This is a genomic window from Flavobacterium sp. 25HG05S-40 (genome assembly GCF_052654735.1).
On the sequence record NZ_CP199750.1, the window covers coordinates 959,023 to 979,380 of the forward strand.

Annotated in this window: 16 protein-coding genes and 1 tRNA gene; 9 read left to right on the forward strand and 8 right to left on the reverse strand. The window is 37.2% G+C overall.

Going from position 1 to position 20,358, the window contains the following annotated elements; all coding sequences use genetic code 11:
• Positions 1–14 precede the first annotated feature (14 nt).
• The 6 genes from ACULEU_RS04140 (at position 15) to secDF (ending at position 10,606) form a co-directional block, all read left to right on the forward strand.
• Positions 15–1,727, forward strand: coding sequence for a TonB-dependent receptor (locus tag ACULEU_RS04140; protein WP_445454194.1), 1,713 nt, complete (start codon positions 15–17; stop codon positions 1,725–1,727).
• A 92-nt stretch (positions 1,728–1,819) separates the two neighbouring features.
• Positions 1,820–2,263, forward strand: a complete 444-nt coding sequence (locus ACULEU_RS04145) for a hypothetical protein (RefSeq protein ID WP_445454195.1) — start codon at positions 1,820–1,822, stop codon at positions 2,261–2,263.
• A gap of 156 nt (positions 2,264–2,419) precedes the next feature.
• Positions 2,420–4,105 (forward strand): asparagine synthase B, encoded by a 1,686-nt coding sequence (gene asnB, locus ACULEU_RS04150; RefSeq protein WP_445454196.1) that lies wholly within the window; start codon positions 2,420–2,422, stop codon positions 4,103–4,105.
• 233 nt (positions 4,106–4,338) lie between these two features.
• Complete coding sequence (gyrB, locus tag ACULEU_RS04155) at positions 4,339–6,279, forward strand: DNA topoisomerase (ATP-hydrolyzing) subunit B (RefSeq protein ID WP_445454197.1); 1,941 nt, start codon at positions 4,339–4,341, stop codon at positions 6,277–6,279.
• 202 nt (positions 6,280–6,481) lie between these two features.
• Positions 6,482–7,417 carry a malate dehydrogenase gene (gene mdh / locus ACULEU_RS04160; RefSeq protein WP_445454198.1) on the forward strand — a complete coding sequence of 312 codons (936 nt, stop codon included), beginning with the start codon at positions 6,482–6,484 and terminating at the stop codon, positions 7,415–7,417.
• 228 nt (positions 7,418–7,645) lie between these two features.
• Positions 7,646–10,606, forward strand: coding sequence for a protein translocase subunit SecDF (secDF, locus tag ACULEU_RS04165; RefSeq protein WP_445454199.1), 2,961 nt, complete (start codon positions 7,646–7,648; stop codon positions 10,604–10,606).
• 54 nt (positions 10,607–10,660) lie between these two features.
• Here the strand turns inward: secDF and ACULEU_RS04170 are convergent, their stop codons facing one another.
• The 3 genes from ACULEU_RS04170 to ACULEU_RS04180 are packed head-to-tail and all read right to left on the reverse strand — an operon-like array spanning position 10,661 to position 14,053.
• Positions 10,661–11,827, reverse strand: a complete 1,167-nt coding sequence (locus ACULEU_RS04170) for a DUF1501 domain-containing protein (protein ID WP_445454200.1) — start codon at positions 11,825–11,827, stop codon at positions 10,661–10,663.
• A 2-nt stretch (positions 11,828–11,829) separates the two neighbouring features.
• Positions 11,830–13,221 (reverse strand): DUF1800 domain-containing protein, encoded by a 1,392-nt coding sequence (locus ACULEU_RS04175; RefSeq protein ID WP_445454201.1) that lies wholly within the window; start codon positions 13,219–13,221, stop codon positions 11,830–11,832.
• Between the two features lie 10 nt (positions 13,222–13,231).
• A complete protein-coding gene (locus ACULEU_RS04180) occupies positions 13,232–14,053 on the reverse strand; it encodes a hypothetical protein (protein ID WP_445454202.1) in 822 nt (273 codons plus the stop codon).
• Positions 14,054–14,191: 138 nt separating this feature from the next.
• Here ACULEU_RS04180 and ACULEU_RS04185 point away from each other — a divergent pair, with 138 nt between their 5' ends.
• Complete coding sequence (locus ACULEU_RS04185) at positions 14,192–15,676, forward strand: aminotransferase class V-fold PLP-dependent enzyme (RefSeq protein ID WP_445454203.1); 1,485 nt, start codon at positions 14,192–14,194, stop codon at positions 15,674–15,676.
• Here the strand turns inward: ACULEU_RS04185 and ACULEU_RS04190 are convergent.
• The gene (locus tag ACULEU_RS04190) at positions 15,673–16,554 is read right to left on the reverse strand and encodes a lysophospholipid acyltransferase family protein (protein WP_445454204.1); all 882 of its coding nucleotides are present in this window, start codon (positions 16,552–16,554) and stop codon (positions 15,673–15,675) included. The genes ACULEU_RS04185 and ACULEU_RS04190 overlap by 4 nt on opposite strands.
• A gap of 132 nt (positions 16,555–16,686) precedes the next feature.
• On the opposite strand from ACULEU_RS04190, the gene ACULEU_RS04195 reads away from it, so the two are divergent.
• Entirely contained in the window at positions 16,687–17,328 is a 642-nt protein-coding gene (locus ACULEU_RS04195) for a rhomboid family intramembrane serine protease (protein ID WP_445454205.1), read from the forward strand.
• A 49-nt stretch (positions 17,329–17,377) separates the two neighbouring features.
• On the forward strand, positions 17,378–18,073 hold the full coding sequence (locus tag ACULEU_RS04200) for an SIMPL domain-containing protein (protein ID WP_445454206.1): 696 nt from the start codon (positions 17,378–17,380) through the stop codon (positions 18,071–18,073).
• Positions 18,074–18,117: 44 nt separating this feature from the next.
• Here the strand turns inward: ACULEU_RS04200 and ACULEU_RS04205 are convergent, their stop codons facing one another.
• The 4 genes from ACULEU_RS04205 to ACULEU_RS04220 form a co-directional block, all read right to left on the reverse strand.
• Positions 18,118–18,654 (reverse strand): hypothetical protein, encoded by a 537-nt coding sequence (locus ACULEU_RS04205; protein ID WP_445454207.1) that lies wholly within the window; start codon positions 18,652–18,654, stop codon positions 18,118–18,120.
• Between the two features lie 313 nt (positions 18,655–18,967).
• Positions 18,968–19,048 (reverse strand) — tRNA-Tyr (locus tag ACULEU_RS04210).
• A gap of 152 nt (positions 19,049–19,200) precedes the next feature.
• Positions 19,201–19,653, reverse strand: a complete 453-nt coding sequence (locus ACULEU_RS04215) for a TlpA family protein disulfide reductase (RefSeq protein WP_445454883.1) — start codon at positions 19,651–19,653, stop codon at positions 19,201–19,203.
• Positions 19,626–20,351: a DUF4369 domain-containing protein gene (locus ACULEU_RS04220; protein ID WP_445454208.1), complete on the reverse strand. Its 726-nt coding sequence runs from the start codon at positions 20,349–20,351 to the stop codon at positions 19,626–19,628. The genes ACULEU_RS04215 and ACULEU_RS04220 overlap by 28 nt, the downstream gene beginning before the upstream one ends.
• Positions 20,352–20,358 lie beyond the last annotated feature (7 nt).

Genomic DNA, 20,358 nt, shown 5'->3' on the forward strand with positions numbered 1-20,358 from the left:
TAATCCAGATCAATATGAAAAACACAAAATATATTTTATTACTAACTATTCTATGTGCGACTCAAATAGGATGGGCACAAAAAAAGGACGATAACATCGGAACTGAAGTGGTCAATGTGGTAAAACCCTATACTCCCTCTATTTCTGATGCTTTTAAAGTAAAAGAAACGCCTACACTAGATGATGAAGATACTTCCAAAAAGGAAAACATCCAGTACAATATTTTCTCTTTTCCGGTAGCATCTACTTTTGCTCCTGCCAAAGGGAAAGCAGCCAATGTTGACAAGAGCGCCGAAGAAAAAATATTCAGTAACTATCTGACGCTGGGTGCCGGAAATTATGGAACCATCAATGCAGAATTGTTTATTACCGAAAATGTCAGCAATACCGATTATTTTGGCGGAATGTTACGACACAATTCCACGCAAGGTGGTATCAAAGAAATTGTTTTGGATGACAAAATGTTCAATACCTCTCTCGACTTAACTTATGGAAGCAGAACCAAAGGAATGACTTGGAATGCGGATGCAGGTTACCAGCACCAAGTATATAATTGGTACGGAAATTATCCTATTTTCAGCGATGCTACCATTAGTACCATCGACGAACAACAAACGTATCACACGTTATATCTGGGCGGAAGATTAGGTTTGGATAACATTCTAAAGGAAAGTTCTGTGAAGTTCAGCCGTTTTTGGGATAAATTCGGTTCTGCAGAAAATCGTTTTGTAGCGAAACCATCCTTAGAATTCGATATTGTGGAACAAAAAATCAAAGCCGATTTTGTCTTGGATTACATCAGCGGTTCTTTTGACCAAACTTATAATGGAGGCTCTTCTTATAAATACGGTTTTACCAATTTCGGTTTTCAGCCTAGCATTAAAATCAATAAAGCCGATTTATCGATTAACGCCGGAGTTGGGTTCTTTTACAGCGCTGCTCAGGAAGGTGGAGAAAGCAAATTCTTTATTTATCCACAAATAACGGGTTCGTATAAAGTGGTGGGCGATTTGATGATTTTTTACGCAGGTATCGAAGGAACGTTGCAACAGAATTCGTATCACGATTTTGTACAACAAAATTTCTTTGTGTCACCAACATTAGGTATCGCACCAACCGACCAAAAGTATGATGTCTATGCCGGACTAAAAGGAAAGTTAGCCAGTAGCGTAAGTTATAATATTCGCGGTGCCTATAAAAACGAGGAAGGTAAAGCCTTATTTAAAAGCAATGGCTACGATGGTTTTAATACCAACACAGAAGGCTATACTTTCGGAAATTCCTTCAACGTAGCCTACGATAAAGTGCGAACACTGAGTTTCTTTGGCGAATTAAAAGCCGATTTTTCTAAAAATGTATCTTTTGGTATCAACGGAACGTTTAGTAGTTTTTCAACTGATGTGGAAAGCGAAGCTTGGAATTTACCGGCAATACAATTAGCCACAACTTTGGATGTAAACATCACTGATAAATGGTACGCAGGAACAAGTTTGTTCTTTGTTGGAGAAAGAAAAGACCAGTTCTTTACCGATACTATTCCGGTTGCAACCGTAACCTTAAAAAGCTATTTCGATTTGAATGCACACGTTGGATATAAATTCAGTGACCGTTTGACATTCTTCCTAAAAGGAAACAACTTGGCCAATCAGGATTACCAACGATGGATCAACTATCAGGTGCAGGGATTACAAGTGCTTGGTGGTGCAAGCTATAAATTTGATTTCTAATTTAGACACTCAGACTAACTTAGACATTTTAGACTTCTTAGATTCACATTTTGTCTAACAATCTAAGAAGTCTAATCATCTCAAAATCTATCATGAAGCAACAGATACTCCAGCGTTACAAAGAGATGCTTCAGGACCGCATAGATGTTTTTCAGGACATGATTGCGGGTCTTACTGTCGATGCGCAGAATGATGCGAAAGGTTCCGCTGGAGATAAGCACGAAACCGCACTCTCCATGATGCATTTGGAGCAGGAAAAACTGAATCATAAATTAAGGGAAATTTTAGATCAAAAAGCAGTCTTAGACAAAATCGACGCTACACAAACGCATAAGAGAGTAGCTCTAGGCAGCTTAGTGCAAGCCAATGGAATGTTGCTTTTTATTAGCTCGGCATTGCCTAAAATCTCTCTGGAAACTAAAAGCATCTTTGCGCTTTCCCCACAGTCACCTCTTGGAAGTAAATTAATGGGAAACGAATCCGGATTTTCATTTGATATGAACGGAAAGCCATATACTATTGAGAACATTTGGTAACAGTTTCTAACCCGAATCCTCTATTTTTTAAATTCTTTCTTAGATAATATAATCAAAAATTTATTTTTTGTTTCAAATTATAACTAAATAGTTAAATACGTTTTTCATTTATAACTATTATGCCATCTTTGCCCTATCAATATAAATTAAAAGAATATGTGTGGAATAGTATGTGCCTTCGATTTAAAACAAAAGTCAGAAGTATTACGACCAAAAGTATTAGAAATGTCTAAAATAATTCGCCATCGCGGTCCGGATTGGAGTGGCATTTTTAGCAATGATAAAGCTATTTTGTCTCATGAAAGATTAGCTATTGTGGATCCGGCTTCGGGAAAACAACCGTTATTCAGCGAAGATAAAAGTCTGGTTTTAGCTGCCAATGGCGAAATATACAATCATCGCGAATTGCGCCAACAGTTTGATGGAAAATACAAGTTTCAAACCGAAAGTGACTGCGAAGTTATTTTAGCACTTTATAAAGAAAAAGGGGTTCACTTTCTAGATGAAATGAACGGAATCTTCGGTTTTGCCATTTATGATGTCGAAAAGGACGCCTATTTCATTGCTCGTGATCATATGGGAATTATTCCATTATACATTGGATGGGACGAGAATGGAACGTTTTATGTAGCCTCCGAATTAAAAGCTCTGGAAGGCTATTGCACCAAAATTCAGCTATTTCCTCCCGGACATTATATGTCAAGTAAAGACGGCGAATTTGTACAATGGTATCAAAGAGAATGGGCCGATTATGATGCTGTAAAAGACAACGAAACCAGTATTGCTGAAATTAAAAAAGCATTAGAAGCAGCGGTTCACCGTCAATTGATGAGTGACGTTCCTTATGGTGTTTTATTGTCCGGTGGTTTAGATTCTTCCATTACTTCTGCCATAGCCAAAAAGTATGCTCAAAAGCGAATTGAATCCGGTGATACGGTCGATGCTTGGTATCCACAATTGCACTCCTTTGCTGTTGGTTTAGAAGGTTCTCCCGATTTGGCTGCAGCGCAAAAAGTAGCCAATCATTTGGGAACGATTCATCACGAAATTAAATTCACCATACAGGAAGGATTAGACGCTGTCCGCGATGTCATTTATAACATAGAAACCTACGATGTGACTACGATTAGGGCTTCAACGCCTATGTATCTCATGGCAAGAGTCATCAAATCAATGGGAATCAAAATGGTGTTGTCAGGGGAAGGTTCGGACGAGTTATTTGGAGGGTATTTATACTTTCATAAAGCACCAAACGCGCGTGAATTCCATGAAGAGACAGTTCGTAAATTAAGCAAGTTACACATGTATGATTGTCTTCGGGCCAATAAAAGTTTAGCCGCATGGGGAATAGAAGGAAGGGTTCCGTTTTTAGATAAAGAATTCATGGACGTTGCGATGCGCATCAATCCACAAGACAAAATGATTAATGGTGAGCGCATGGAAAAATGGGTGCTTCGTAAAGCCTTCGAAGATATGTTGCCCGAAAGCGTTGCTTGGAGACAAAAAGAACAGTTTAGTGATGGTGTTGGTTATAGTTGGATAGATACGTTAAAAGAAATGGTCGCTGAGGCCGTTTCTGACGAACAATTAGCCAATGCCAAATACAAATTCCCAATCCAGACTCCAACGTCAAAAGAAGAGTACTATTATCGCTCTATTTTTCATGAGCATTTCCCAAGCGACGCAGCAGCTTTAAGTGTTCCGCAAGAAGCTAGTGTGGCCTGTAGTACAAAAATTGCGTTGGAATGGGATGAAGCTTTCAAAAACCTGAATGACCCTTCAGGCAGAGCCGTAGCAAACGTGCACGATGATGCTTATGTAAAAGCAGAAATCAAAGTATAAAAAAGTCAAGGTTCGCCTTAAAAATTAAACTAGGGAGTAGTGTCCCGAGTTTGGATTGAAGTTTAGTTTGTTTGTTTAAAACGCCTGTCATTTTTGATAGGCGTTTTTTGTTGAAATCATGCTAAAAATGTTAATAACTTAAGCCTATTCGAAACGATTTTCAATAGGAAATCCTATGCGTTTTTATATATTTGCTCGTTACATAAAAAATAGATTTTTTACGATAAAATAATATGAGCGACGAGATTAAAAAGAACAGTTATTCAGCCGATAGTATTCAGGCATTAGAAGGAATGGAGCACGTTAGAATGCGTCCTTCCATGTATATTGGAGATACTGGAGTTAGAGGATTACACCATTTGGTTTATGAGGTAGTCGATAACTCTATTGATGAGGCGCTAGCTGGACATTGCGATACTATTGGTGTTATTATAAACGAAGACAACTCCATTACTGTTGAAGATAACGGGCGTGGAATTCCGGTTGACATGCACAAAAAAGAAGGGGTGTCAGCTCTAGAGGTTGTAATGACTAAAATTGGTGCAGGAGGAAAGTTCGATAAAGATTCGTATAAAGTTTCGGGTGGACTTCACGGAGTGGGAGTTTCCTGTGTAAATGCTTTATCAGATCATTTAAGAGCGACGGTTTACAGAGAGGGAAAAGTATACGAGCAAGAATACGAAAAAGGAAAAGCAATGTATCCGGTAAAGCAAATTGGCGAAACGGATAAACGCGGAACCATGGTTACCTTTCATCCTGATAAAACCATTTTCACTCAAACCATTGAATATTCTTATGATACTTTGGCTGGACGTATGCGTGAGTTGTCGTTCCTTAATAAAGGAATTACCATTACACTTACTGACAGAAGAGATGTCAATGATAAAGGCGAATTCGCTTCTGAAGTGTTTCATTCCAAAGAAGGATTAAAAGAATTCGTTCGCTTTTTAGACAAAGGAAGAGAAGCTATTATTTCTCATGTCATCAGCATGGAGCACGAAAAAGGCGAAGTTCCTGTTGAGGTTGCCTTGGTGTATAATACCAGTTACTCTGAAAATATTTTCTCTTACGTAAATAATATTAATACGCATGAAGGAGGAACGCACCTGCAAGGTTTCCGTATGGGATTAACCCGTACGTTAAAAAAATACGCAGACGCTTCCGGATTATTAGATAAATTGAAATTTGAGATTTCTGGTGATGACTTCCGTGAAGGATTGACAGCAATTATTTCGGTTAAAGTTTCGGAGCCACAATTTGAAGGGCAAACCAAAACAAAATTGGGTAACAGAGAAGTAGTTTCTCCGGTTTCACAGGCAGTGGCTGAAATGTTGGAAAATTATCTGGAAGAAAATCCAAATGATGCCAAAATCATAGTTCAGAAAGTGATTCTTGCGGCTCAGGCACGTCACGCTGCTAAAAAAGCCCGTGAAATGGTACAGCGCAAAACCGTTCTTGGCGGTGGAGGTTTGCCTGGGAAACTATCAGATTGTTCCGAACAAGATCCTGCAAAATGTGAAGTATACCTTGTCGAGGGAGATTCGGCTGGTGGAACAGCGAAACAAGGTCGTGACCGTAACTTTCAGGCGATTTTGCCCTTACGTGGTAAGATTTTGAACGTAGAAAAAGCAATGCATCACAAGGTATTTGAAAACGAAGAGATTCGAAATATATTTACTGCGTTGGGTGTGACGATAGGTACAGAAGAAGATTCTAAAGCACTTAACTTAGAAAAACTGCGTTATCACAAAGTAATCATCATGTGTGATGCCGATGTCGATGGTAGTCACATTTCTACCTTAATATTAACCTTCTTCTTCCGATTCATGAAAGAACTTATCGAAGGCGGTCACGTTTATATTGCAGCGCCACCTTTATATTTAGTGAAAAAAGGAAACAAAAAAGAATACGCTTGGAACGATGATCAACGTGATATTGCCAACGAAAAGATGGGAGGAAGCGCCGCAATCCAGCGTTATAAAGGTCTTGGAGAAATGAACGCCGAACAATTATGGGAAACTACCATGGATCCAAACTTCAGAACATTGCGACAAGTAACAATTGATAGTTTGGCTGAAGCTGACCGTGTGTTCTCTATGTTAATGGGCGATGAGGTTCCACCACGTAGAGAGTTCATCGAGAAGAATGCGGTGTATGCTAAGATTGATGCGTAACTAGCCCTGATTATTTGAGATTAAGGATTTGATATTATGAGGAGAATGTCCAGTGGACATGCGGTAAATGGGTTCAGGTCTAATTTCAGATAAAGTGGTTTAGAAAAAGAATAGCCCTAGCCCCGATTGAAGCGAGCTACCATGTAGCGCGTAAAGCGGGATTAGCTTCAAAAAATTAAAACAAACAACAAATATTATACAAATGAAAGTTACAATTGTAGGAGCAGGAAACGTTGGTGCAACATGCGCAGATGCTATTGCTTACAGAAGAATTGCCAGCGAAATTGTACTGGTAGATATTAGAGAAGGTTTTGCAGAAGGAAAAGCATTAGATATCATGCAAACGCAGACTACTTTAGGCTTTAATACAAAAGTAGTAGGAAGCACTAACGATTACAGTAAAACGGCTAATAGCGATGTCGTAGTGATTACCTCTGGAATCCCAAGAAAACCGGGAATGACCCGTGAAGAATTAATCGGTATTAATGCCGGAATTGTGAAATCGGTAGCGGAAAGTTTATTGCAACATTCTCCAAATGCTGTTTTTGTAATTGTATCAAATCCAATGGATACGATGACTTATTTGACATTCAAATCTTTAGGGTTACCAAAAAACAGAATCATTGGAATGGGTGGAACGCTTGACAGTTCTCGTTTTAAAACCTATTTATCACTAGCTTTAGACAAACCAGCAAACGATATTCAAGGAATGGTTATTGGAGGACATGGAGATACAACCATGATTCCATTAACAAGATTGGCTTCGTATAACGGAGTTCCAGTTTCTGAGTTTTTATCAGCAACGGAATTGGAAAAAGTAGCAGCAGATACTATGGTTGGTGGTGCTACATTAACCGCTTTATTAGGAACTTCAGCATGGTATGCACCAGGAGCTTCTGTAGCGTTTTTAGTAGACAGCATATTGAATGACCAAAAGAAAATGATTCCATGTTCGGTATATTTAGAAGGAGAGTATGGTCAAAGCGACATCTGTATTGGTGTACCTTGTATCATCGGAAAAAATGGCGTTGAGAAAATTGTTGACATTACGTTAAATGACGACGAAAAAGCAAAGTTTGCTAAAAGTGCCGATGCTGTAAGAGCCATGAATGGTGATTTGAAATCCATTTTAGGATAGTATTTATAGGTCTATAGAAAAGGACTGCGTTATTCGCAGTCTTTTTTTTGATATTAATCGATAAAATATTGGTTTGTCAAACATAGAATTATATATTTGCACGTTTAAAAAAAAGCCGAAACGCTTGTAAATACAAAGGATTGTAATCTAAGCCCTTGTATTTCAGGTATTTTTTGCTTTTAAGCACCAATAATATTAAACCAAAGAATTAATTAATTTTTAGTAATAATGCAGAATAAAGGACTAGTTAAATTTTTCGCAATACTATTTGCATTGGTAAGTATCTACCAACTTTCATTCACATTTGTGGCCAATAAAGTAAAAGACGATGCCAAAACTTTTGCAGGAGGAAATCCTGAAAAAGAAATTAAATATCTGGATTCCATTGGAAAAGAGAAAGTCTTTCTTGATTTTTTCACCTACAATGAAGTGAAAGACAAACAAATCAATAAGGGTCTTGACCTTGAAGGTGGAATTAACGTAATTCTGCAAATCTCTGTTAAAGACGTATTGAAGCAATTGTCAAACAATTCCAAAAATCCTGCTTTTAACAAAGCCTTAGAGGATGCAACTTTGAACCAAGAAGGAAATCAATCGTATCTTGATGCCTTTTTCGTAGCTTTTGAAGCTAATAAAGGAACTAATAAATTAGCTTCTCCTGATATTTTCGCGAACAGAAACCTTCAAGGTGAAATCGACTTTAATATGTCGGATGCCCAAGTGAAGAAAGTCTTGATTAAAAAAGTAGACGAATCAGTTGAATCTGCTTTCGGAGTATTGAGAAGCCGTATCGATAAATTTGGTGTAACACAACCAAACATTGCTAAACTAGGCCAAACAGGAAGGATCCTTATTGAATTGCCTGGAGCAAAAGATGTAGACCGTATCAAAAAATTAGTGTCTAGTAAAGCGGAATTAGAATTCTGGGAAACCTATAAGTCGGAAGAATTAATGGGATTCATGGCTTCTGCAAACGAAGCGTTGAAAGCAACAGTAAAAGCTGACGAGAAAGTAGAAGTTGCAAAACCTACAGATTCGATTTCTAAATTATTGACTGATAAAGACAAAGATTCTACAGCAACTAAAAAAGGAAACAACCCATTATTTGATAAGTTCGTTTCTCAAGGTGGTGGACCAGTTTTAGTGGTTGCTTCTCCAAAAGATACTGCTGCCATTAATGGTTATTTAAAAAGACCAGAAATCCGCAATTTATTACCAGCAGATAAGCGTTATGCTAAATTTGTTTGGGGTAAAGTGGATGTGAAAGTAGATGAGAAAACTAAAAAAGAAACAGAAACTGTTGATTTATATGCTTTAAAAGGAAACAGAGATAACATCGCTCCGATGAGTGGTGGTGTGATTGTAGATGCAAGAGATACTTTTGACCAAATGGGTAAACCAGCCGTTTCTATGCAAATGAACGGACAAGGAGCAAGAGTTTGGGAAGAATTAACAGGAAGAGCTTTCAGTCAAAAAAGTTTTATCGCTATTGCTTTAGATGATGTAGTGTATTCTGCTCCTGGAGTAACTTCGGGACCAATTTCGGGCGGAAGATCTGAAATTACAGGTAGCTTTGAAGTGGCAGAAACTAAAGATTTAGCTAACGTATTAAGAGCTGGTAAATTACCGGCGCAAGCCGAAATTATTCAGTCTGAAGTTGTTGGACCATCTCTTGGAGAAATTGCCATTCATGCAGGTTTAATCTCTTCAATCGTTGGATTCCTTTTAGTATGTTTATGGATGGTTTTCTATTACGGAAGAGCGGGTTGGTATGCAAACGCTGCTTTATTATTGAACTTATTATTCTTATTTGGCGTAATGGCAAGTTTTGGTTTTGTATTAACCTTACCAGGTATTGCCGGTATCGTTTTAACTCTTGGAACTGCGGTAGATGCGAATATCATCATCTATGAAAGAGCTAAAGAGGAATTGCGTGAAGGAAAATCATTGGCAGAAGCCGTTCAAGCTTCTTACGGATGGAAAGGTGCGATGCGTTCTATCATTGATGCGAACGTAACTCACGTATTAACCGGAACCATATTATTCGTATTCGGAACTGGATTAATCCAAGGTTTCGCATTAACCTTATTGATTGGTATTTTTACTTCATTGTTTACTTCTATCTTTATTGCTAGAATCTTTATTGACAAAGATATTGCTAACAACAGAAGTTTAACTTTCTGCACACCAATAACTAAAAACTGGTTTACTGGTTTCCATTTCGATTTTATCGGAATCAAAAAATGGTCGTACCTATTCTCTTCTGTAGTGGTTATTGTAAGTTGTGTATCTTTCTATTTCAACGGATTAGACGAAGGTGTTGATTTTGTTGGAGGAAGAACGTTCCAAGTTAAATTTGAAAAGCCTGTAGAATCTTCAGTTGTTTCTGAAGAGTTATCAGTGGCTTTCGGTACTACTGTCGAAGCAAAAGTTTTTGGTAGTGATGATCAATTGAAATTGACTACCAAATACAAAATCAAAGAAGATGGTGTTGAAGTAGATAAAGAAGTAAACGAGAAGCTATATAGTGCTTTGAAAAAGTACTACGGTGCTGATGTGACTTATGAAAAATTCATCAATTCTTATGACGGTAAAAAAGTCGGCGTATTACAGTCTTCTAAAGTAGGGGCTGCTATTTCTGCCGATATTAAAACAAACTCTTTCTGGGCTGTTATTGGAGCTATGTTAGTAGTTGGTTTATATCTTGTAATTTCGTTCCGTAAATGGCAATACTCTCTTGGAGCTATCGCTGCGGTTTTACACGACGTTATTTTTGTATTAGGAATTTACTCTTTACTATACAAATACATGCCGTTCCATATGGAAATGGATCAGCACTTTATTGCCGCCATCCTAACGGTAATTGGTTACTCTATGAATGATACCGTAATTGTATTTGACAGAATCAGAGAGTTTTTAGCGGGAGACCGAAAAGGACACTTTAAAGATGTCGTAAATGCCTCTATTAATACTACATTATCAAGAACATTGAACACGTCATTAACGATGATTTTAGTATTGTTAATCATGTTCATTTTTGGTGGTGAATCTATTCGTGGATTTATCTTTGCTATGTTGATTGGTATTATCATCGGTACATATTCTTCATTGTTTATTGCAACTCCGGTATTAGTTGATACTATGAGCAAAGAAGCGATTGATGATATCGAAAAAAGACACGGTAACTAATCATTTAGTTTTTCATATAAAAAAAGGGTTGTCAAATGACAACCCTTTTTTTATTTAGAAAATTCCCTGAAGCGCTTTGTTTTGTATGCCTATTTTACTGTAATCAAAGTCCATTTTGTGTTGCAGTAGTGAAGCATAAACACTCCTAAAATCAATGTCATATTTCAAATCACCGTTGTCCAAATCAGTCAGATTGGGATTGTTGCCTATGATTTTGCCTTTGGTGTTGCCGCCAATAATAAACATGGGCGCCGCAGTACCATGATCGGTTCCGTTTCCATTGTCTTTGACACGTCTTCCAAATTCTGAGAAAACCACTATTGTGACATTCTGTAATAGTTGTGCTTTTTTCAGTTCATTATAAAAACTATAAATCGCATCGTTGAGTTCGGTCAAATTGCGTTGGTGAATGTTGATTTGATTGTCATGGGTGTCATAACCGTTTTGAGAAGTGTAATACACTTTAGAGTTCAAATTTCCTTTAATCAATCGGGCAATCCATTCAAGATTTTTGCCTAAAGCTGTTTTGGGATACGTGATTTCTGAAGTCGATTTGGCTAAGGCTTTCTGAATATCATCTGAACCTTCGGAAACTGAATTGGCAATCTTCCGCACAAAATCCAATTGGGGATTATCCGAAAGTTTTACTGTTTCTTCCGAATTCATTCTCATTTTAAAACGACTGGGATCTTTTACGGTAATCGAATTTGGTTCATTTCCTTTTAAAGATAACGTATCGATGCTGTCGAAATTAACTCCGGCTGTTGGTTCGTGTTCTTTGCATTGCAAATCTAAAAAACGTCCAAGCCAACCATTGTTCAGATATTTATTCGAATCTGAGGCCGTTTGCCAAATTTCCTGACTTCTAAAATGCGACCGATTGGGTTCGGGATAGCCTACATTTTGAATCACAGTTAAATCACCGTTTTGTTGCATCGTTGCAAAATCTTTCAAAGCCGGATGAAATCCCATGCCTTTATTTTTACTGATGACGCTATTCTTATTTATCGCAATATTGCTACGCAAATCATAATACAACGCATCTTCAAAAGGGATAAACGTATTCAATCCGTCATTCCCGCCATTCAACTGAATGAATACCAAACATTGTTCGCCAAGAAGCAAGTTGGATTGGGAACCAAAAGCATGAAGGAAATCGGGCAACAACAAAGTGCCGCCTGTAAAGGTTCCGGTAAGGGTTAGAAAATTTCTTCTGTTCATAGCTAAATAATTTGAAATTCGGGTGTTTTGATCATGTTGTTAAACAAGCGCAAAACGGCATTGTCTGCACCTTCAGCTTTCGGATTAAAATCATATTTTAAAAGGGCTTCCCAATCCTTTTGCAGATCATCATTGCTTTGAAATAATAACCTGTCTTGTAATTCCGCTATAATTGATTTATTAGTGCCCGATTTTGTCCAATTTAAAGACACATTTAGCAGTTGATTACTAGTTGTTTCCATCATGTCATTATCGGTCATTTGTGCTCTTCGGCTGATGTTTCTTCCGTTACACAATAAATCGGCTGCATTATTCCGTTGAAGATACATCTGTGAGCTTAACCATTCTTTACCGCCATTCCATCCTTTAACATTAGGCTGATTGAATAAATCCATGCCTTGTTGCTTCAGATAAAACGCTACTAAACGAGGGTTTAATTGCTCAACATTTAATTCATGCATCACTTGTAAAATATACACTAAAGGATCTTTAATCTTACTGCCAGCGGTTTCTTTTGAAAATTCTTCGGTAAAAATTTTGGTGAGCAAAGGCTTGAGTTCAAAATCAACTTTTCTGAAATAATCCCCATAATACGTTACCAAGGCTTCCGATGGCGTATCATAAATAAACCACTGCAATAGTTTTCGAGTAATTAGATAAGGCACAGCTTTTTGCTCAAATATGATGTCAATCATGGCATCGGCTTTGAAATTTCCGGTCTTTCCAAAGTAGGTAATCGAATCATTGTTTTCGAGCAAGCGTCGATATTCGGCTTGGTTTTCACCGATAGTGAGTCCGGCCAAACCTTTGGCTCCGTTTTTTATATCGTCTTCAGTATAATGGCCAATGCCCAAAGTGAAAAGTTCTAGTAACTCCCGACTCAAATTTTCATTGATTTTATCCCTTCGGTTGTCCACATTGTCCAAATAACGCACCATCGCATTGGATTGCACTATCTTTTTGGTAAGTGTTTTGAAATTGCCAAAAGCATGTTCGCGTAAAATCTGATTGTGTTGATATATCCAATGATTTACTTTCACTTTCTGATATGTGCATACAAAATGATTGTGCCAAAAGCAGGTCATTTTTTCGCGTAAAGGAAAATCATCAGCCATCATTTTTTGAATCCACCACGCTTTCATTTCCTGAGAAACCTGAAATTCTACTTTCAGCATTTCTTTCACTGCATCAGGATCAGATTTTTTGATTTCCTGACGCCTTGTTCGTAATTCTTTAATAGAAGTCGGACTCTTATCAAGCAATGATGGAGCCTTTTTATCATACGAAGCATTAAAAGATTTTTCTAGAAAATTAGACAATCCCATTTGTGCAATGGTTTTGGCTTGTTTTCCCGAAAATCCCAATCGAAGTGACCAAAGTGTGTTGTTGTTCATATTACTATCTTTATCTTCTTCTTGCTTTACCTCTGGTTTGTTTTACTTTAACCGATTTTACAGTGCCTCTTTTATTTTTATGGATTACGGTTGTCCCTCTCCGGTTGTGTACTACTAATGTTGAGGAATGTCTTCTAGGAGCATACACGGTTCGAACCGCCACAACTCTGCGTGCCGGAACAACCCGATAATGAGGACGATAACGTACACCATAATTATAAAAAACAGGATGCGCCACAGGACGCCAAGGTTTCCACCATCTTGGATAGTTTCTCCAACGATAAGGAGAAACCCAAACTACATATCTTGGAGCATACAAATACCGCACACTCGGCCAAAGCCAAACATTGACTACGCTACTGTTTTCTACAACGGCTACATTTGATGCTGTTTTGAGATTTTGAACCGCTCCTTTTTCTTCACCATTGGGTTCTACTATAGTATTTTGAGCAAATAAATCTTCATCGCCTTCAATATGAAGTACTGCTTTGTCAGTGCCTGTTTTTTCTAGAGCAATAATGGCGATGTCTTGTTTTTCAGTGGCATCAAGATACGTACTCATCACAATAATGTGTGTATCATTTTCATGGATATCTTCTACATTGATGTAATCTATTTCGCCATCACCATTCAAATCAAGATTATTAACCTGATTGTTTTCCTGATTAAGGCTTTTCTCAAATTCTTCTAATGAATTAGCATTTTTGAAGAGTTCTAAAGCGCCTTCCAAACTAAAATCATCACCAGTATTTTCAGGACGATTGTCCTGCTGACCAAATGCCGTAGTTATTCCCAGAACAACCAAAAGCAAGAATGCGATATTTTTTCTCATAATTAAAATTTTAAAGTTTGACCTTCGGTAAAAGGTATGGTTTAATGGCTCTTGATAATTTATGGATTTCACAAAGAAGCCCGATTATTTTCGCCTAAAATTAAAAATAATGTATCTTTGATTTCAAATTGTTACATAATGATTACGACAACAACCGAAACGCAATTAGAACATTATTTCCAGCAATTTCGCAAAAATATTATTGGAATCGACCAAGAGTTTGAAACACCTTTTGGAAAAAAGAAAATAATTTACACCGATTGGACCGCCAGCGGAAGATTGTACCGTCCGATTGAGGAAAAAATAATGAACGATTTTGGCCCGTTTGTTGCCAATACCCATACCGAAACAACCATCTCCGGAACCGCTATGACGATGGCATATCACGAAGCCAAGCACATCATAAAGCGTCATGTCAATGCCAATGATGATGATGTCTTGATCAACACAGGAACCGGAATGACGGGTGTAGTTAATAAATTTCAACGCATATTGGGACTAAAAATACCTGAAAATCTAAAAGATTTTATTAGCATTCCCAAAGAACTAAAACCGATAGTATTCATTTCGCACATGGAACATCATTCTAATCAAACTTCTTGGTTAGAAACCATTGCCGATGTAGTGGTTATTCCGGCTAATGAGGAAGGTTTATTCTGTTTAGAAGAATTCAAGGAAATGCTTCTTAAATACAAAGACAGGAGTTTTAAAATTGCATCTATTACTTCGTGTTCCAATGTTACCGGAATCAGAACGCCGTATCATGAAGTAGCGAAAATAATGCATCAGCATAACGGAGTTTGTTTTGTGGATTTTGCCTGTTCCGGACCTTATGTCGACATAAATATGCATCCGGATGAAGAATCTTATTTGGATGCGATTTTCTTTTCACCGCATAAATTTTTAGGCGGACCGGGAACTTCAGGTGTTTTGGTTTTTAATAAAAACCTATACAATAATAATGTGCCTGATTGTCCTGGTGGCGGAACGGTTTCATGGACAAATCCTTGGGGTGAACACAAATACATTGACAATATCGAAGATAGAGAAGACGGTGGTACTCCGGGTTTTCTTCAGGTAATCAAAACAGCATTGGCCATTCAGTTAAAGGAACAAATGGGCGTTACAAATATCTTAGAAAGAGAGCATGAAATTGTTGACTATGTTTTTTCGGAACTGAATGCCATCGATAATCTTAAAATTTTAGCCAATCAGCATCAAGAACGCTTAGGTGTGATTTCTTTTTATATAGAAGGGTTGCATTTCAATTTAGGAGTAAAATTGTTGAACGATAAATTCGGAATCCAAACTCGTGGAGGTTGCAGTTGCGCCGGAACTTATGGACACTACCTATTACACGTTGATCAGGAAACTTCCCATGATTTGGTCTGCCAGATTACTTCAGGAGATTTAATCAAAAAACCGGGTTGGATCCGGATGTCTATACATCCAACAACTACTTCAGAAGAAATAAAAATGGTGTGTGATAGTATCAAAGCATTAGCACAAAATCATCAGGAATGGTCTAAAGATTACCAATACGATTCGGCTACCAATGAATTCGCGCATAAAAATTCTTTGCATCAGGAAAAAGCAATGGTAAAGAGCTGGTTTACATTCTAATTCTGAGCCGTCTTCTTATGTTTCCAGCGTTTGTGTGTCCACAAATAAAATTCGGGTGCTTCATGAATTTGTTGTTCTACTCTTCTTAAAAAATCATCAGAGATTTCGTAATTGGGAACCTCTTTCGGATTGTCCGCCATTAGTTCAAAAGTAGCTTCATAATATCCACGTTTCACTTTTTTGTTTTTCAGAAAAATAACATTCATGTCAAAACGTTTGGCTAGCATTTCAGCTCCCGTGTGAACCGGTGTTTCAATGCCCATAAACGGTGCCCAGTGATATGCTTTGCTCGCCTGTGGCGATTGATCGCTAGCCAATCCATATACCGCTAAATGGTTATCTCTAGTATTTCGATCAATGGTTGGAATTGTTTCTCTTGTCGTAATTAATGGTGCTTTAAAGCGACCTCTAATCTTTTTAATCAGTCGGTCAAAATATTTATTGTTGATTTTTTTATACACACCATATCCTGTAAAGGTAATGTGATAGTTCATAGAAACGGCCCATTCATAAGAAGCATAATGGGCGCAAAGCAATGCAATACTTTTCCCTTTTTTTTCCAAATCAAGATATAAGTCCAAATTCATAAACTTAAATCGCTTTTCCATTTCTTTTTGTGAGATCGACATCGTTTTAATCATCTCTAAAAACATATCACACAAATGGTGGTAGAATTTCTTTTCAATTTGCAAACGCTCTTTTTCAGATAAATGAGGCAATGCCATGGCAATATTTTGGCGAACTACTTTTTTGCGATAACCGAAAATATTATACACCAAAAAACAGACAAAGTCTGAAAAAATATAAAGCAATCGGAACGGAAGTATGGAAATGAACCAAATGATGGGATATACTAAAAGGAAAAGTAGTAATTGCATTCGTTGTTATTTTATGCAAATATAAAGTTTAAAGTTATTTTAACGCATGCAATTTAACAAATGCTAAATAAGTATTATTATTTTTACGCTCAAGACCATCAGGTCTAATTTTACGAAGAAAAAAATCAAATTATGGATAACATTTTTGTGTTGGCAATAATCGCAGCCAATGTTTTGGTCAGTATTAAAGGTTTTAATGACGAGTTCTTTTTTAGGAAATATCAATTCCATGTCGGAGCCATAAGAGCGGGAGAACAAATCCGAATGATTACATCAGCTTTTTTACATGCCGATTTTATTCACTTAGCCTTTAATATGATTGCATTATTTTCTTTTGCTCCGGTGATTACAGGAACATTGGGTAATATGACTTTTCTGTTGATTTATTTTGGTAGCCTAATTTTCGGAAGTTTGTTAACGATGCTCTTCCATGGTAATGATTACAGTTACAGAGCCGTTGGTGCTTCGGGAGCTGTCACTGGAATAATCTATTCCGCAATTTTGATATATCCGGACATGACTATTGGGATTTTCGGAATTATTCCGCTACCGGCTTATATTTTTGGAATAGGGTATTTGTTGTATTCGATATACGGAATGAAAGCTAAAAACGACAATATTGGTCATACAGCGCATTTTGGTGGCGCTATTGGCGGTTATGCTATTACTTTAATTAAAGAGCCAATACTATTACAAGAAAACACCTTGATGGTAATTCTTCTGGCGGTTCCTATCGTCATTCTTTTTGTTTTGGCTAAGCAAGGCAAATTATAATTGGCATAACTTTTGAAAAACAGCTATTACAAACTTTAAATAAAAAACTATGAAAACGACAGTATTAATTTTAACGACATTATTTGCAATGAGCATGCAAGCACAAGACCAAAAACCACAAGTACCACAAATATCCGTTACCGGTGAAGGAAAAGTAAAAGTAACACCAGATCAGGCCATAATCAATGTTGGGTTCCAGAACTCAGGCAAAGATGCTAAAGAAGTAAAAGCCTTGAATGATGAAGTGGTAGACAAAGTAATCAAGTTTTTAAAGAAAACCGGAATTTCAGCTTCAGATTATAAAACCAATAATGTGAGTCTCTACAAAAATTATGATTATGAAAAAAAGAAATATAATTTTCAGGCAAATCAATCCTTAACGATTACGTTGAAAGATTTATCCAAATATGATGAGTTAATGATGGGATTGAATGATACTGGAGTAAATTCAATTAGCGGAGTGGAATTCAAATCTTCAAAAATGGAGGATTATGAAAGAGAAGCCAGAAAAAAAGCGATTCTTAATGCGAAGCAAAAAGCTGGTGACTATGTTTCTGTTTTGGGACAAAAAGTAGGCAAGGCATTATTGATTACGGACAATTCACAACCTGCTTATTATCCTCAACCAATGTACAAAGGAAATATGGTAGCGATGGCTGCAGATGGCGCCGCTGAGAGAGAAACATTAGCTGTTGGCGAGTTAGAGATTACTACCAACGTCAGCGTAACTTTCGCTTTAGAATAATAAATTTGATAGTATAAAAAAGCCTCGTATTCACGAGGCTTTTTTTATTTAGATTCTGTTGCTTTAGGTAAAGCTGATCCTACGGGTGTTCCACAAACGTGTCCTGGTTGTCCGTGTGGTGGATTCATTCCAGCCGGCGTCGCAGCCGGAGTATTAGTAGTTAAAATTGCCGGTGTCGATTGGTTTGGAGTTGCTACCGATGTCGTTACGGGAATGCTATTGGTAATCGTAGCGCCACCACCGGCAGGTTTTGGCTTTGCTTTAACCGGAGAATTCAAAGGCGCTCCCACTGCAATATCACAACGGTGTCCTGGCTGTCCGTGAGCTGGATTCATTCCGGGTCTCGTTGCAACTTGAGTTGGGACACTTTGCGGTGTGATAACCGTTTGATTTTGAGGAACCGTTACGGCCTGTTGTTGATTATAGGCTTGTTCTGGAATTGGCTGAACATTAGGTACTATAATTTGTTTTGGTGCCTCGCTTGTAGCTACTTCTGCTTCCGCTTCTTCTTCCTTTTTACAAGAGGAAAATATAAATAGAACCGAAAGGAGGAGTGTACTGAATGATAGATTTAATTTCATAAAAATATAAGTTTGAAATCCAAAGATACTTTTTTTTTGAATAGGGTCTTTACGGATAGGATGTTAAAGTTTATTAATGTATTTATTCGTAGGGAGAGCAGGATTGCTTCGCCATCCTGAGCAAGGGTTTCTTGCTAAAATCAAAAAGCCCAAAACATTTATAAAAGTAAACTTTTAACATGTTCTGAGCTTTATACTTTGTGGGGAGAGCAGGATTGCTTCGCCATCCTGAGCAAGGGTTTCTTGCTAAAATCAAAAAGCCCAAAACATTTATAAAAGTAAACTTTTAACATGTTCTGAGCTTTATACTTTGTGGGGAGAGCAGGATTCGAACCTGCGAAGTTCTCACAGCAGATTTACAGTCTGCCCTCGTTGGCCGCTTGAGTATCTCCCCGTTGCACTAACGCGGTTGCAAATATAAAAACACTTTTTAGCTTAGCAAATAAAAAGTAGACTAATTCGCAAACCTTTTTTTAATTGTTTGGTTATAAGTAAAATAAAAAAATCTCCCGAGGGAGATTTTTTGTTATATAATCCAAAAGCGCTTTATTTTATGTTTAAAAGCTCTTTAATCTTATCTTTTAAATCATCGCCATACAAGTCGATGGCAACAACTTTACCAGTTGCATCCAACACAAAGGTTGTTGGAATTTGATTAACTCCATACTGCAAAGCAATAGGGTCTTTCATCTCTTTTAGGTTAGAAACTTGTGTCCAAGTGAGTTGATCTTTGGCTATGGCTTCCTTCCATTTTGAAGCATCTTTGTCTAAAGAAATACTAATGATGTTTAATCCTTTGGAGTGCAGTTCATTGTAAAGTGCAACAACAGTTGGATTTTCTTCTCGACATGGTTCGCACCAAGAGGCCCAAAAATCAATCAATGTCACTTTTCCTAAACTTTCTTTCAAAGAAACAACCTTTCCTTCCGGTGTTGCTGCTTTGAAATCAGGAGCTAATTGACCAACAGCTATTACTTTACGGCTGGCTTTTTTTTTGATGCATCAAGGTATTCCTTGATAGATTTTCCTGGTTTAGTTTTTTTCAATGACTCTTCAAATGAATTGTAAAGTCCTTCAATATCCTTTGCGTATTTTGGATTGTTCAACATCATTTGTGTAATCAATACACTAATAAATGATTTCGGATGTGTTTTTGGATACGTAAAAGTATAGTCTGTCATTGGCTTTTGTAGGGCATCATATTCTTTACGGATTCTGTTCATAGTAACCGTATCGTTTTTTTGTTGTGCCTCATTCATAAGTGCCATATTTTTCATTTGAAAATCCATTACTGGTTTTTGAATTTTCTTCTGAATTTTGCTAGACTCTTCATTGAATTTGTTGAACTCTTCATTATTGTAGGTTCCGGATAATTTTGATTTTTGTAGGCTATCTTTATCAACAGCAATTTCAATTTCTCCACCTTCAAGAATAAAAGGTACTTTTCCATTTACTTTGTCCACTTGAATAAAATGAATTTCAGGTTCCGTAGTTTTTCCTTTGATTTCAAATTTTCCATCAACAATTTTTACAGTGTCAATTGCCTGAGCACCTGTCATTGGGTTTTGTTTTTCAAGATAAACCAAACCGGTCTTCATTCCCTTTACTGTTCCTGTAATTTCGTATTCACCTTCAGCAAGTTTATTACAAGAATAAAGGACTACTGCTCCGGCTACTAAAAGAATTATTTTTTTCATGTTCTTG

Coding starts and splice junctions, on each gene's coding strand:
- ACULEU_RS04185 (WP_445454203.1), top strand. CDS start 14,192: ATGATTACGACAACAACCGAAACGCAATTAGAACATTATTTCCAGCAA.
- ACULEU_RS04140 (WP_445454194.1), top strand. CDS start 15: ATGAAAAACACAAAATATATTTTATTACTAACTATTCTATGTGCGACT.
- ACULEU_RS04205 (WP_445454207.1), bottom strand. CDS start 18,654: ATGAAATTAAATCTATCATTCAGTACACTCCTCCTTTCGGTTCTATTT.
- ACULEU_RS04175 (WP_445454201.1), bottom strand. CDS start 13,221: ATGAACAACAACACACTTTGGTCACTTCGATTGGGATTTTCGGGAAAA.
- asnB (WP_445454196.1), top strand. CDS start 2,420: ATGTGTGGAATAGTATGTGCCTTCGATTTAAAACAAAAGTCAGAAGTA.
- mdh (WP_445454198.1), top strand. CDS start 6,482: ATGAAAGTTACAATTGTAGGAGCAGGAAACGTTGGTGCAACATGCGCA.
- ACULEU_RS04195 (WP_445454205.1), top strand. CDS start 16,687: ATGGATAACATTTTTGTGTTGGCAATAATCGCAGCCAATGTTTTGGTC.
- ACULEU_RS04170 (WP_445454200.1), bottom strand. CDS start 11,827: ATGAACAGAAGAAATTTTCTAACCCTTACCGGAACCTTTACAGGCGGC.
- ACULEU_RS04200 (WP_445454206.1), top strand. CDS start 17,378: ATGAAAACGACAGTATTAATTTTAACGACATTATTTGCAATGAGCATG.
- secDF (WP_445454199.1), top strand. CDS start 7,646: ATGCAGAATAAAGGACTAGTTAAATTTTTCGCAATACTATTTGCATTG.
- ACULEU_RS04180 (WP_445454202.1), bottom strand. CDS start 14,053: ATGAGAAAAAATATCGCATTCTTGCTTTTGGTTGTTCTGGGAATAACT.
- ACULEU_RS04145 (WP_445454195.1), top strand. CDS start 1,820: ATGAAGCAACAGATACTCCAGCGTTACAAAGAGATGCTTCAGGACCGC.
- ACULEU_RS04190 (WP_445454204.1), bottom strand. CDS start 16,554: ATGCAATTACTACTTTTCCTTTTAGTATATCCCATCATTTGGTTCATT.
- gyrB (WP_445454197.1), top strand. CDS start 4,339: ATGAGCGACGAGATTAAAAAGAACAGTTATTCAGCCGATAGTATTCAG.
- ACULEU_RS04220 (WP_445454208.1), bottom strand. CDS start 20,351: ATGAAAAAAATAATTCTTTTAGTAGCCGGAGCAGTAGTCCTTTATTCT.